Raw genomic sequence first — 13,440 nt, 5'->3', positions numbered from 1 at the left:
ACATAACCGCTGGTCAGTTGAACGCGGCCTGGATGGGCCCGACCGCGAAATAGGCCACGAACATCGCCGCGATACCCCACATCAGCGGGTGCACGCCCTTGGCCTTGCCGGTGACCGCGCGGATGACGACGTAGCTGACGAAGCCGGCGCCGATGCCGTTGGCGATCGAGTAGGTGAACGGCATGACCACGATGGTCAGGAACGCGGGCAGCGCGACGGTGAAGTCGGAGAAGTCGATCTCCTTGACCTGGCTCATCATCAGCGCGCCGACGACGACCAGCGCCGGAGCGGCGGCCTCGACCGGGACGACCTGGTAAAGCGGGGTCAGGAACATGGCCGCGATGAACAGCACGCCGGTGACGACGTTCGCGAGCCCGGTCCTGGCGCCCTCGGCGATACCGGACGCGGATTCGACGAAGACGGTGTTCGAACTCGACGACGCGAAGCCGCCCGCCACCGCGGCGGTGCCGTCGACGAACAGGGCCTTGCCGACGTTCGGGAGCTTGCCGTCCGCCGGGAGCAGCCCGCCTTCCTTCGCCAGGCCGGTCATCGAGCCCATGGTGTCGAAGAAGTCCGCCAGCACCAGGGTGAACACCAGCAGCACGACGGTGATGATCGGCAGTCGCGTCCAGGCGCCGAAGGAGATATCGCCGACCAGCGAGAGGTCCGGCAGCCCGAGGACCTGATCCGGCAGCGCCGGGTAGCCGAGGTTCCAGCCCTGCGGGTTGACGCCCTTGGACGGGCCGACCTTGGTGATCGCCTCGACGACGATCGCCAGCACGGTCGACGCGAGGACACCGATCAGGATCGCGCCCTTGACCCGCTTCGCCACCAGGATGCCGGTGACCAGCAGGCCGACGACGAACACCAGCGTCGGCCACGAGGCGATCGAGCCGTTGATGCCCAGCCCGACCGGCACGGTCGTCTTCGCGTCGTCCGGGACGCGGCGGACGAAGCCGGCGTCGACCAGGCCGATCAGGCAGATGAACAGGCCGATGCCGACCGCGATCGCGGATTTCAGCGGCGGTGGCACGGCGTTGAACACCGCCGTCCGGATGCCGGCGAACACCAGCAGGACGATGACAAGGCCCTCGATCACCACCAGGCCCATCGCCTCCGGCCAGGTCATCTGGGAGGCGAAGGTGACCGCGATCAGGCTGTTGATACCGAGGCCGGTGGCGATGGCGAACGGGTAGTTCGCGACCAGGCCCATGATGATCGTCAGCACGCCGGCGACCAGCGCGGTCACCGCGGCGACCTGCGGCACGGGGAGGATGTTGCCGAGGACGTCCTTGTGCGCGCCCGCGTCTTCGGCGGAGAAACTGCCGAGGATCAGGGGATTCAGCACCACGATGTAGGCCATCGTGAAGAAGGTGACGATCCCGCCGCGGATCTCCCGCCCCGGTGTCGAGCCGCGCTCGCTGATCTTGAAGAACCGGTCCAGTGTGGACCGGGTGCGCTGCTCCGCCATCGCGTACCACCCTTCGCCCGTTGCCGGGTACCCTTCCCCACGTGGGCGAATCGATCAATTCCGGGGAAGTAAACGGTTCATTGCGGCCAACGCCGGAGCTGCCGAAGCGGCTGACCGACCTGACGCCGGTCGTGATCGTAGGTACCTCGCTCTGGGCGGTCGCGACCGTGGTCCTGTTCTTTGTGACCGACGGCATCTGGGTGCAGACGGCGTTCTCCGGCGTCGTGCTCGGCTTCATCGGTCTCGCGATCATCGCCTGGCAGCGCGCCGCCGCCCGCCGGGGCTCGAAGAGCGCCCAGCGCCTCTAACCCCCGCATTCAGAGGACGAAACGCGGTCAGTTCAGGAGCGCGGAGGGCGAGGGGTCGTCGAGCAGGGCTGTCAGGACGTGACGGTCGGCCCAGCGGTCCGTGGCCCAGGCGAAGGCCCGGCCGAGGCCTTCCGGGGTGTCGGCGGCGTGCAGCCTGCCGTCGGACCACCAGGCGACCTCGTGCTCGGTGTCCTCGAAGGTCACCGTCAGTGCCTCGTGCAGCAGCACGCCGCCCTCGGGCAGTTCGACGCCCAGCTGATCGGCGGCCAGCCGGAGCGCGGACAGCTCCGTCCACGGCACGTACTCGCCGTCTTCGGTGACCTTGGCGTCGAGTCCGCTCGCCACCGGCAGGTCCAGCAGTTCCGCCAGCGCGGCGGCGCCGCTCGCCGAGACGACCATCCGCTCCGGCGCCAGTACGGCGGCGAACCACGGCACGTCGAGCACCACGGCGTCGTGAGCGTCGACGGCCGAGCCGTCCGCGGCACGGACGCGGTCCGGCGCGGGAACGTCCACTGTGTACTCGGCGAGGGCCGCGTGCGCGCGGGAAGCGAGCCCGGGGCTCACCTTGCGCTCGGGATCCCCGAGCCGATCCAGGAGATCCTCGACGTCTTCGGCGTCCGCCCCCAGCTCCGTCCGGACACCGGCGGCGAGCAGGATCTCCTTGCTCAGTCCCGAATCCGGGACGACGTCGTAGAGCCCGGCCAGCGCGGACGCTTCCGGCATCCGCCAGTCGAGCGGGGCGTGCCCGTCCAGCAACGCGTACCGCGCGAGCCACCAGCCGGTGTGCCCGCCGGGTTCGGTGAGGGCCCGCCAGGTTTCGGGACGCGCCGCGAGCAGGCGCAGCGCCTCCGGCCAGGCGTCGTCACCGACGAGGTCGAGATCGCGCACGGCGAGCACCCGCGACGGCGGCCGTTCCCGGGAATCCCACCACTCGTGCTCCTCGGGCAGCCCGTGTTCGGGTTCGAGGGGTTCGTCGTCGGTGATGATCGCGAACGAATCGAGCACGCCGACCGCGACGAGCGTCGCCACCGGCCAGTCTTCGGCGAATTCCTCGTCCAGCACGGACAAAGCGCCGTCTTCTTCGAAGACCTCGGGGTCGAAGATGTCGCCCAGCGGCGACGTCGGCAGGACGAGTTCGTCCGCGCGACGCCAGCCGTCCTCGCTCGGCAGGGCCAGCGCACCCGCCCAATCGGGGGCTTCGTCGCCGACCTCGGCGATCAGGCGGAGCACCGCGCCCGCGAGCGCCATACCGTCCAAACCGGACCGGACGTCTTCGACACTGCGTTCGACGGCCGCGCTCAGCGCGTCGGCTTCGAGCAGGTCGCTCGCCTCGGCGTGCTTGGCACCCAAGCGTTCCAGCAACGGATGCGCGGCGGCCGGATGCACCAGCCGCAGCCCGATTATGTCCACATCGGACAGGAGTTCGAGCAGTTCCGCCGAGCCACCGACGAGCAGCGCGTCGCGGACACCGGGCAAGGTGCGGCCGTCGGACATCGGTACCGGCAACGCGCCGAGATCGTCCTTGGCGAGGTCGTGTGCTTCGAGCGCCGGGAGCAGCACGTCGTAGAGCGAACGCCACCACGAGGGCTCGCGCTGGGCCCCGGTCAGCAGTTCGATGGCTTCGGCGGGCGAAAGCGACCGCGCGCCGACCGCGCGAAGGTCCACACCGGACAGTGAAATCAAGCCGGGCACGAGATCGGCCAGCAGCGGCGCCAATCCCGGCACGTCCACCGAAAGGACACGCGCCTGACGCCCCGGCAGATCGTCACCCTCCTGCGCGGGAAGCCAAGGCGAGTCGGTGAGATTCTCGAGGATGGCCTCGCGCAGCGTTCCGTCCACAGTGGAACGCGGGAAGCCCGCGCCGGGCACGAGCGCCAGACGTTCCTTGCCCGGCAAGGAACAGACGAGCTCGACGTACTCCCGCGCGGCGTTCTTCAACGCGGTGGTCAGCTCCGGACCCGGCAGCGCGCGGCGCCGGGACGGCTCGATCGGGAGCGTCGCGATCAGCCTGGCCGGCAGGGAAAGCTCGTCGTCGGTGGGGGTCGGCGCGTGCAGGACGTCGTCACCGAGCGGCCGGGGTGAACCTGATCCGTCGAGCGGGACGGCCCAGACGACCTCGCCGCGATGCACCTGCCAGTGCTCGGAACCGTCCGGCGACGCGATCTCGACGACACCGTCACCGAGATCGGAGCGGCGCCAGACACCGCCTTCGACCTCGACGCTTTCCAGCCAGGGCAAGGTGAGCAGAAGATCGCCGATGTCGTTCTTCAGATCCGCCAGCAGGGCCCGGACATCGACGCCTTCGCGCAGCGGAAGCCGGACCTCGGTGGTGAAACCCTCGGGCACGGGAGGCTCGTCTTCGGCGACCGGCCACGGCAGCCGCAGCACGGGAACGTCTCCGGTGCGATCGGCTTCCGCACGCGTGCGTTCCGCCGAGAACGCGACGCCGCCGGTCACCGAAACGATCCTCGGCTCGGCGGAAACCGTGAGCACGGCGGCGAATCCGACGCCGAACCGGCCGACGGTCTCCTCCCCCTTGCCGGAAGCGCGAAGGGAGGCAAGGGATTCGACCCCGCGGGCGTCCAAGGGCGCGCCCGTGTTGGCGAACCTCAGCTCACCGTCCACAACGGACACCCGGAGCGTGCCGCGATCACCGGCGGCGAGGGCGGCGTCGGCGGCGTTCTGCGCCAGCTCGACGAACAACCGGTCGCGATAGCCGCCGACCCGCAGGTCGTTCTCGGTGTTCGTGTCCTCGGTGAACCGCGTCGGCGAATCGGCCCACGCCCGCAGGACGGCGGCGCGGAGCCGCTCGGTGCCGAACGGGTCAGTGCTCACTGGCGCTTTCAGCCTCGACCTGCGCCTCGTCGGCCGTTTCCGTGGTCTCGGCGGCCACCGCCTCGGGTTCGACCTCCGGCTGGACCTCGGCGGTCTCGGGCGCCTCGGCCACCGGGGCCTCGGACTCGTCGACGACCGTGGCTTCGGCGGGCTCGGGTTCGGGAGCCTCGACGGGCGTCTCCGGAGCAGGCTCGAAGTCCATCAGCGAGTCGTCGTAGACTAGTTCCGCGACCGGCACCGACGAGGTCACCTCGACCTCGATCTCGGAGTGCGCGCCGCAGCCGTACTCGACGTCGACGACGTGGCCGTCCGCCGGGGAGATGTCGTTGGTGCACGCACCGAAGGCCGCGCTGAGCGAACCGGCGAGCGACACGAAGAACCCGCAACTCCCGCAGACGTCCGGCGCGCTGCGAGCCATGTCCGACCGCGGGCCGAACTCGCCGCCGTGCCAGCGGGCGGCGGCGTCGAGCCTGCCGTGCCGGGACAGCACGTGGACCCGGCCGAGCCCGGTCTCCTTGGCGACCGCTTCGACCGCGGGGTCATCGGACTCCAGGTACGCGGGGACGAGCCGCGGGTCGTCCTTCTCCACCGGGAAGATGTCGCCGACGCCGAGGTCGCCCGCCTGCACGCGGCGCTCCCACGGCACCCACGCCGGGGCGACGCGTGCGTCCGGACCCGGGATCAGCACGACCTCGCTGACCGTGATCGGCTCGTCCTCACCGGCGAGCGCGACCGTCACCGACCAGCGCCAGCCGCGATACCCCGTCACGGTCGCCTCGAACAGGTGGCTCGCGGAGACCGCGTCCTCGGAGTCCACGCCGACGTGCGCGCCGACCTGTTCGGCACCGGCGTCCTCCAGCACCGCCGCGCGGGCCAGATCGACCGCCTCGGCGAGTTTGCGCTGGATGGAGCCGTCGTCCAGGGTCAACAGCAGGGTCATACCCCTATTCTGCCGCACGCGATATCGCGGTCCGTGTCAGGCTGTCCGCGTGCGCACGCTGATGACCACCTCGCTCCTGCTGGCCGCCGTCCTCGGTGGCTGCGCCGCCGCGCCGGTGAGCGACGCCGCGCCGCCCGCGCCCGAGAAACTGAAGGTGCGGGTGCTCTCGACGTTGCCCCACGACCCGGGCGCCTTCACCCAGGGCCTCGAGTTCTCCGGCGAGACGCTGTACGAGGGCACCGGCCTGGTCGGGAAGTCGTCGATGCGGGCCGGGCCCGCGGGTGCGGCGCCGGCGGTCCGGCAGGAACTGCCCGGCCTGTTCGGCGAGGGCATCACCGTGCTCGGGGCGACGGCCTGGCAGATCACCTGGCAGGACGGCGTCGCGATCGAACGCGACGCCAAGACACTGGCCGAGCTGAGGCGGGTGACGTACACCGGCGAGGGCTGGGGACTCTGTCATCGCGACGGGCGGCTGGTGATGAGCGACGGGTCGTCGAAGCTGACCTTCCGCGACCCTGTGTCCTTCGCGCCGACGGGCGGTGTCGATGTCGGCCGTGACCAGCTGAACGAGCTGGAATGCGTCGGCGACTCCGTGTACGCGAACGTCTGGCAGACCGACCGGATCCTGCGGATCGACGCCGCGACCGGGCGGGTCACCGGCGAGATCGACGCCTCCGGCCTGCTGGACGGGGCCGAGCGGGGCGCCGCGGACGTCCTCAACGGCATCGCGGCGGTGCCCGGGACCGACGAATTCCTGATCACCGGCAAGCTCTGGCCCAAGATGTTCCGCGTGAAATTCGTCCCGGTTCAGGCATAAAACAGCGAAGCTTGCTTCTCCTTTGAGGGTGGCGGCGGGGGCATGGATGGAGAAAGCAGTGGTGAACGCGCGAAGCGGACCTCGCGTAAGGCAGGATTGAACCGTGGGAATCTTCGGCTCGAACTCTGGACCCGACGGCACGCGTTCCGGCCGGTCGGGCAAGGAGCGTGGCCGCAAGAGCAAGCGGAAGTGGACGCCGGAGCCCGGCGCCGCCCAGGCACGCAGCTGGTCCGCACCGCCGCCGACCAGGGTCGATCAGCAGCCGGTGCCCCCGCCCGCGCCGCGTGCGGCCCGCCCGCAGCCGCCGCACCAGCCCCAGTACCAGCCGCATCCGGCCGGTCCCACCGCCGACGAAGCGCGCACCAGCGCGATCCCGATGGGACACCACCAGCCACCGCCGCCGCCACCGCCACCGCCGAGGACGCCTCCTCGTGGCGCGCGGCCGTATCCGGATCCTTCGCAGCGTCAGACCGAACCCGTCCGGCGTCGTCCGGGCGGGTTCTATGACGAGCATCCACCGGGCAGCGGCGAGTACGAGCACTACGACACCGGCGGATACGCGGGTGAGCCGCGGGTCGCCCAGGAGCAGCCGCACGAGCATCCGACGACCGCGGTCCCGCCTCGCGCGGGCGCCTTGCCGAAGATGCCGAAGAAGATCACGGTCACCCGGGTCGCGGCGATGCGCAGCCGTCAGCTCACCGGGCAGGCCGTCGGCGCGTTCCAGCGCGCGACGAAGGCGGACGGCGCCGACAAGTCGGGCCTCACTTCGCTGACGTACGCGGTGATGCTGAACTACGCCAGCGACGCCGCGATGGCGATCGCGCTGGCGAACACCTTGTTCTTCGCCGCCACCAGCGGGGAGAGCAAGGGCAAGGTCGCGCTCTACCTGCTCATCACGATCGCGCCGTTCGCGCTGGTCGCGCCGGTGATCGGCCCGGCGCTGGACAAGATCCAGCGCGGCCGACGGCTGGCGATGTGCGTGTCCTCGGCGGGGCAGGCGCTGATGGCGATCGTGATGGCGCTGCACTTCGACGACTGGCTCCTGTACCCGGCGGCGCTGGGCATGATGGTGCTGTCGAAGTCGTTCACCGTGCTCAAGGCCGCGGTGACCCCACGGGTGCTGCCGCCCGAGATCACGCTGTCCAAGACCAACGCGCGGCTGACCGTGTTCGGCCTGGTCGCCGCCGGTGCGTTCGGCGCGCTCGCGAGCGGGGTCAACGCGATCTGGGGCTCGCAGGGCGCGCTGTGGTTCACCATGCTGATCTGCGTCGCGGCCGCGGTGCAGTCGATGCGCATCCCGTCCTGGGTCGAGAAGACCGAGGGCGAGGTGCCGGCGTCGCTGTCCGCGCATCCCGAGCGGCGGGTCAAGAAGCAGCGGCAGCCGATGGGGCGGCAGATCGTCGTCTCGTTGTGGGGCAACGGCACCGTCCGCGTGCTGACCGGATTCCTGATGATGTTCTCCGCGTTCGCGGTGAAGGCGCAGGCCGAAGGCAGCGGGCAGAGCCCGTTCGACCAGCTGCTGCTGCTCGGCATCATCGGTGCCGCGGCGGGTGTGGGTGGTTTCCTCGGCAACGCGCTGGGTTCACGGCTGCACTTCGGCAAACCGGATCAGGTGATCCTGGCCTGCGTCGGCGCCTGCCTCGGCATCGCGATCATCGCCACCGTGGCGGCCGGACTGGCGACGGCGGCGATCGTGGCGCTCGTCGGCGCGACCGCGAGCGCGCTGGCGAAGATCAGCCTCGACGCCGTCATCCAGGAAGACCTGCCGGAAGAGTCGCGCGCCTCGGCGTTCGGGCGGTCGGAGACCGTGCTGCAGATGTCCTGGTGCTTCGGTGGCGCCGTCGGCCTGCTGCTGCCGCCGACGTACTGGATCGGCTTCCTGGTGCTGTCGATCCTGCTGGCCGTCGGGTTCACGCAGACGTTCATGGTCCGGCGCGGGACCTCGCTGGTCCCGGGTCTCGGCGGCGACCGGCCGCTGCGCCCGGAGCCGACCAGCGAAACGCCGGTCCCCTCGCAGCCCGGTGACTCCCGGTGGCGGCCGGGCTCGTAATCTTCACCGTATGCGGCGACTTCGTATTTTGGCCCTGCTCGCGGCGGGTGGTTTCGTGGTGGCCGGTTGCGCGGCCCCCGGCCCCGAAGAGGTGACCTTCTTCGCCGACGGCAAGACGGTGAACGTCGGCCCGCTGGCGTCGTGCGACATCAAGAGCGCCCAGTGCACCACCAGGCCCGACGCCGCGGGCAAGCTGCGGATCCGGCCGGGGAAGCCGGTGCAGATCTCGGTGCCGAGCGCGATCGCGGAAACGCCGTGGAAGGTCACGGTGCAGTACGTGAACGGCCAGGGCGAGCCGCAGGAACTCAAGCAGGACATCATCACGTCGCTGGACCGGTTCGCCTACACCGTGACGACGCCGCGGCCCGACGACCAGATCCTCGTCGTCGAGGTCGCGCAGGCTTCGGTGCTCAGCCGGACCGGACGGCCGGAGGACGCCGAGGCGGTCACGACGGCCATCTGGTCGCTGCAGGTCGAGCCGCCGGCCGCCTGAGGGAGCAAGGGACCTTTGCTACCACCGCGCGGGCTCCCTGAGCTGCGGCGCTCCTCGAGTCCGTGAAGGCCTCCTTGAGGGACTCTGGGTCCCTCAAGGAGGCCTTCACGGACCGGGCGAGGATCCCGAGGCATCGACGTACGCGAGTGCCATGAAAGGTCCTTTCCTTGCAAAATTTGCAAGGAAAGGACCTTTCATGGCACGTGGGTGGGGAGCGCCGATCAGGGATCGAGGTCCCGCGCGACCGCGCGCATGATCTCGGCGATCTGCTTGGTGTTCTTGCGGTCCGGGTAGCGGTTGCGCCGCAGATCCGGCTGCACCTTGAGTTCGAGCAGCTTGATCATGTCCTCGATGAGCCCGTGCAGCTCCTCGGCGGGGCGGCGGCGCGCCTCGGCGACCGAGGGCGGCGGGTCCAGCAGCCGGACGGAGAGCGCTTGCGGGCCGCGGCGGCCGTCGGCGACACCGAACTCGAGGCGCTGCCCGGCCTTGAGCCCTTCGACGCCCTGCGGCAGCGCGGCTTTGCGGATGTAGACGTCGGCGCCCCCATCCTGGGTGACGAAACCGAAACCCTTCTCCGCGTCGTACCACTTGACCTTGCCGGTCGGCACTTCCCTCACCAATCCTTTGCTGTCCCGCTCACAACGAACGCGCCCGGGGGCGTACCCAGGGCGCGCGTCCCATAAGCGTATCTCGCCACAGGCCCTGTGGAGAAGCGGATACCGGCGGATACCCTCTCCTTCATGGAGACCGCAGTAAAGGAGGCCGCTGTGGCCGTCCCCGACAAGCCCGGCAAACCGATCCTCATGCGCGTCGGCATCGGCCTGTTCGCGCTGGGCATGATCGCCGTCACAGCGGTTTTCGTCATGTTCGCCGCCGGACTCGAGAACCTGCCGGTGTGGCTTTCCGCCGCGGCGGGCGTGATCACTCCGCTGGGGCTCGCCCTCGGCCTGATCGCCCTTATCCGCGAGGCTCGCCGAAAGAGCTGAGCCAGCCGGGGAACTCGGTCAGCGAGTCGAACACCACGTCGGCTCCTTCCGCGAGCAGCTCTTCCTTGGTGCACGGGCCGGTCGTGACCCCGATCGGGACCGCGCCCGCCGCCAGCGCGCCGCGGATGTCGCCGACGTGATCCCCGACGTAGACGCGGGCGCCGTGCTCGGTGAGCGCGGCGGCCTTCTCCGTCGACCACAGTTCCCCGACCAGGACGTCGACCTCCAGCCCGAGCGCGTCCAGGTGGAGTTTCGCGTTGGGCGCGTATTTGCCGGTGACGACGACGGTGCGTCCGCCCGACTCGCGGACCGCGTGCAGTGCTTCGGCCGCGCCGGGCATCGCGACCGTCACCGGCACGACCGTCTCCGGATACATCGCGCGGAACCGCGCCACCAGCTCCGGGATGCGCTCCTCCGGCGCGCCGAAACCCCGCAGGCTGGCGTCGAGCGGCGGGCCGAGGTTGGCCGCGAAGTATTCGCCGTCCAGCGGCAGGCCGGATTCCACGCCGAGCGCGTTCATCACCGCGACCATGCCCGGCCGCGGATCGATCAGTGTCATGTCGAGGTCGAACCCCACGGTGATGCCCACACGATCACGGTAACCGCCACCACCGACCGATTTACACCGGACGGGCACCCGTCAACTTCTTTGACATGCGCGTGATCTGTGTCAAGCTGGAAGTGTGGGCGAGATCACGAGCTTCTCCGATCGGACCAAGGCCTCCCTGCGGGAGGCACTGCTCGACGCGGCCACCGAGCTGCTCACCGAACACGGCTACACGGCCCTGCGGATGGCGGACGTCGCCGCCCGCGCCGGCGTGAGCAGGCAGACCGTCTACAACGAGTTCGGCAACAAGGGCACGCTCGCCGAGGCCGTGGTCCTCCGGACGACTTCGGAGTTCCTGGAAGGCATCCGCGTGCGCGTCCAAGACGCACTGGACCTGCGCGACGGGATCCGCGAGGCGGTCGTGTACACGATCGAGCACGCCCGCGAGAACCGGCTCGTCGCCACCACGCTGGGCACCGAAGCGGGCGAGGACCTCCTTCCCCTGCTCACCACCAAGGGCGAACCGATCCTGACCGCGGCCACCGAGGTCGCGGCCGGGCAGTACCGCGAGTTCGAGCCGTCGCTCTCCCCGGAATCCGCCACGCTGCTGGCGGAGACCGTCGTGCGGCTTTCCCTGTCCCATCTCGTCATGCCGACGCATTCGGCCGACGAGGCGGCGGCGGCGGTCGTCGCCGTGCTGGCACCCGCGATACGGGCGCTGACCACCGATTCGAAGGGGACCTCATGACCGACACGCTCTCCGAACTGCGGACCGGTTTTTCCTCACTGCGCAAAGGCGGGCTGAACTGGGACTCGTTCCCGCTGCGGCTGTTCGTCAAGGGGAACAAGAAGTTCTGGAACCCGGCCGACATCGACTTCTCCCGTGAACGCGAAGGCTGGGAAAGCCTCAACCCGGAACAGCAGCGGTCGACGACCTATCTGGTGGCACAGTTCATCGCGGGCGAAGAGGCGGTCACCGAAGACATCCAGCCGTTCATGCGGGCGATGTCCGCGACCGGCCGCTTCGGCGACGAGATGTACCTGACGCAGTTCTGTTTCGAGGAGGCCAAGCACACCGAGGTGTTCCGTCGTTGGATGGACTCCGTCGGGCTGACCGAGGACCTGCATCCGTACGTCGCGGAGAATCCCCACTACCGCAAGCTTTTCTACGAAGAGCTGCCGCAGTCCTTGCGTGCGCTGGAAGACGATCCCAGTCCGCTCAACCAGATCCGCGCGAGCGTCACCTACAACCACGTCATCGAGGGCAGTCTCGCGCTGACCGGGTACTACTCGTGGCAGCTGATCTGCACACAGCACGACATCCTGCCGGGTATGCAGGAACTGGTGCGCCGCATCGGCGACGACGAACGCCGCCACATGGCGTGGGGCACCTTCACCTGCCGCCGTCACGTGGCCGCCGACGATTCGCTCTGGGACGCGGTGCAGCAACGGATGGGCGAACTGCTCCCCCACGCGCTGGGCATGATCCAGTGGGTGCAGGATCAGTTCGAGGAGATCCCGTTCGACAACGATCCCGAGGAGATCATCCAGTACGCGGCGGACCGGGCGCAGCGGCGTCTCGGCGCGATCGAGTCCGCGCGCGGGATGCCGGTGAAGCAGATCGATCTCGACTATTCGCCGGAGAACCTCGAAGAGACCTTCGGCGAAGAAGACGCGAAGGCGATCGCCGCGGCTGCGGCCAACTCCGCGGCCTAGGGAGAGCTGAAGGACGCTTTCCCCGCATCGCACGCGGCGAAGGACGCTTTCACTGCATCACATGCGGTGAAAGCGTCCTTCAGCCCCTACCCGGCGGGCCAGTACACGGCGTGCGTGCGGCCGTTTTCGTTGTCGGACAAGCCGACGACCGTCCCGTTCGCCGCGATGTGGGTGGCGACGCTGTAGGAGCCGCCCGGCAGCGCGCCGAGGACCGTCGGAGTGCCGTTCGCCGACCACTTCGTCGCGATGTTGTTCTCCAGGCCCACGACCGTGCCGAGCCGGTCGATGTCGTAAGCCAGCCCACGCGCGGTCGAAAGTGTCGTACGGGTTCCCGCGCGGTTCCACTTGACCGGGCTTTCCGTGCCGAACACCAGATAGCCGCCACCGGCCGCGGCACCGGCGTTGTTCACCGCGTTCGCCCAGCCCGGATCCCGTTCCGGCCAGTCGAGCCAGGTCATCCGCCCGTCACGCTCCCACCGCACCGGTTTCGGATTGCCGTTCGCGTCGTCGGCGCTTCCGACGATCACCCCGAAGTCGTTCATGTCCTCCGGAGTGCTGCGCGGATTACCCGGGGAAAGATCGGCGATGACGCCGTCGGGATTCCAGCGCACGACGTGGTTGTTCCCCGCGGCGTCGGACGCCGTTCCGGCGACGGTCCTGCCGTCCGGGGTGATCCATTCCGCGTTCGCGTAGGCGCCACCCGGCAAGCCGCCGAGGTCCACCACCTTGCCGTCCGGGTTCCACCGGACGGCGTGCATCGTCCCGTCCGCCGCACGCCCGGCGCCGACGATCACGCCGCCGTCGGTGATCGCGTTCGCGGTCGCGTAATCCCCACCGGGCAAGTAAGGCAACGCGGTCACCGTGCCGTCGGGCGCCCATTTGACCGCGGCCTGGTTCCAGTTCGCGTCCTTGTGGGCCCAGCCGACCGCGACCCCACCGCGGTTGACGTCCGTCGCCTTGCTCTGCTCGCCGCCGAGGCCGGGCAACGCGGAAATCCGGCCCAGCGCGTCCCATTTCGCCGCGTGGTACTTGATCTGGGCTTCCAGCGGTGTCGACGAACCGACCATGACGCCGTCGTCGTTGACCACGTTGACCTCGCTGTACTGATCCCCCGGCAGCGTGCCCAGATCGATCGGCGCGGTGGCGGCGACCGCCACACCGGGCAGCATCAGCGGCAGCACCGCGAGCGAGCCTGCCAGAGCGAGAACTCTTCTGCTTCGCTTGAGTGTCATGACTTCTCCCCTTCGCGGCGGTTCGGGTCCGCCACGAAGGGAACA

The 13,440-nt window shown here is 69.6% G+C and carries 13 protein-coding genes; 7 read left to right on the top strand and 6 right to left on the bottom strand.

Going from position 1 to position 13,440, the window contains the following annotated elements:
* Positions 1–13: 13 nt before the first annotated feature.
* A complete protein-coding gene (locus tag ACSMFO_RS08630; protein ID WP_436457879.1) occupies positions 14–1,471 on the bottom strand; it encodes an NCS2 family permease in 1,458 nt (485 codons plus the stop codon).
* A gap of 80 nt (positions 1,472–1,551) precedes the next feature.
* Here ACSMFO_RS08630 and ACSMFO_RS08625 point away from each other — a divergent pair, with 80 nt between their 5' ends.
* Entirely contained in the window at positions 1,552–1,779 is a 228-nt protein-coding gene (locus ACSMFO_RS08625; protein ID WP_037335676.1) for a DUF2530 domain-containing protein, read from the top strand.
* Between the two features lie 27 nt (positions 1,780–1,806).
* On the opposite strand, the gene ACSMFO_RS08620 is transcribed toward ACSMFO_RS08625, so the two are convergent.
* Together ACSMFO_RS08620 and ACSMFO_RS08615 are read right to left on the bottom strand one after the other, a co-directional pair.
* A complete protein-coding gene (locus ACSMFO_RS08620; RefSeq protein ID WP_436457877.1) occupies positions 1,807–4,614 on the bottom strand; it encodes a sacsin N-terminal ATP-binding-like domain-containing protein in 2,808 nt (935 codons plus the stop codon).
* A complete protein-coding gene (locus ACSMFO_RS08615; RefSeq protein WP_436457876.1) occupies positions 4,604–5,554 on the bottom strand; it encodes a DUF3027 domain-containing protein in 951 nt (316 codons plus the stop codon). Before ACSMFO_RS08615 ends, ACSMFO_RS08620 begins: the two co-directional genes overlap by 11 nt.
* 49 nt (positions 5,555–5,603) lie before the next feature.
* Between ACSMFO_RS08615 and ACSMFO_RS08610 the strand changes: the two genes are divergently transcribed.
* The 3 genes from ACSMFO_RS08610 (at position 5,604) to ACSMFO_RS08600 (ending at position 8,914) form a co-directional block, all read left to right on the top strand.
* On the top strand, positions 5,604–6,371 hold the full coding sequence (locus ACSMFO_RS08610) for a glutaminyl-peptide cyclotransferase (RefSeq protein WP_436457874.1): 768 nt from the start codon (positions 5,604–5,606) through the stop codon (positions 6,369–6,371).
* A gap of 103 nt (positions 6,372–6,474) precedes the next feature.
* Positions 6,475–8,421 (top strand): MFS transporter, encoded by a 1,947-nt coding sequence (locus ACSMFO_RS08605; RefSeq protein WP_436457872.1) that lies wholly within the window; start codon positions 6,475–6,477, stop codon positions 8,419–8,421.
* A 28-nt stretch (positions 8,422–8,449) separates the two neighbouring features.
* On the top strand, positions 8,450–8,914 hold the full coding sequence (locus ACSMFO_RS08600; protein ID WP_083649846.1) for a DUF2771 family protein: 465 nt from the start codon (positions 8,450–8,452) through the stop codon (positions 8,912–8,914).
* A 221-nt stretch (positions 8,915–9,135) separates the two neighbouring features.
* Here the strand turns inward: ACSMFO_RS08600 and ACSMFO_RS08595 are convergent, their stop codons facing one another.
* Positions 9,136–9,522, bottom strand: a complete 387-nt coding sequence (locus ACSMFO_RS08595) for a cold-shock protein (protein WP_016337551.1) — start codon at positions 9,520–9,522, stop codon at positions 9,136–9,138.
* A 132-nt stretch (positions 9,523–9,654) separates the two neighbouring features.
* Between ACSMFO_RS08595 and ACSMFO_RS08590 the strand changes: the two genes are divergently transcribed.
* Complete coding sequence (locus tag ACSMFO_RS08590; protein ID WP_436457869.1) at positions 9,655–9,900, top strand: hypothetical protein; 246 nt, start codon at positions 9,655–9,657, stop codon at positions 9,898–9,900.
* Here ACSMFO_RS08590 and ACSMFO_RS08585 read toward each other — a convergent pair.
* The gene (locus ACSMFO_RS08585; RefSeq protein ID WP_436457868.1) at positions 9,872–10,489 is read right to left on the bottom strand and encodes an HAD family hydrolase; all 618 of its coding nucleotides are present in this window, start codon (positions 10,487–10,489) and stop codon (positions 9,872–9,874) included. The genes ACSMFO_RS08590 and ACSMFO_RS08585 overlap by 29 nt on opposite strands.
* Positions 10,490–10,583: 94 nt before the next feature.
* Here ACSMFO_RS08585 and ACSMFO_RS08580 point away from each other — a divergent pair, with 94 nt between their 5' ends.
* Complete coding sequence (locus ACSMFO_RS08580) at positions 10,584–11,195, top strand: TetR/AcrR family transcriptional regulator (RefSeq protein ID WP_174491991.1); 612 nt, start codon at positions 10,584–10,586, stop codon at positions 11,193–11,195.
* On the top strand, positions 11,192–12,163 hold the full coding sequence (locus tag ACSMFO_RS08575; protein ID WP_436457866.1) for a R2-like ligand-binding oxidase: 972 nt from the start codon (positions 11,192–11,194) through the stop codon (positions 12,161–12,163). Before ACSMFO_RS08580 ends, ACSMFO_RS08575 begins: the two co-directional genes overlap by 4 nt.
* Before the next feature lie 86 nt (positions 12,164–12,249).
* Here the strand turns inward: ACSMFO_RS08575 and ACSMFO_RS08570 are convergent, their stop codons facing one another.
* On the bottom strand, positions 12,250–13,395 hold the full coding sequence (locus tag ACSMFO_RS08570; protein WP_436457864.1) for a hypothetical protein: 1,146 nt from the start codon (positions 13,393–13,395) through the stop codon (positions 12,250–12,252).
* Between the last annotated feature and the right edge of the window lie 45 nt (positions 13,396–13,440).

This window comes from Amycolatopsis sp. w19, assembly GCF_051373225.1.
GTDB classification, from domain to species: Bacteria; Actinomycetota; Actinomycetes; order Mycobacteriales; family Pseudonocardiaceae; genus Amycolatopsis; species Amycolatopsis japonica.
This window is presented reverse-complemented; position numbering and strand designations above follow the sequence as displayed.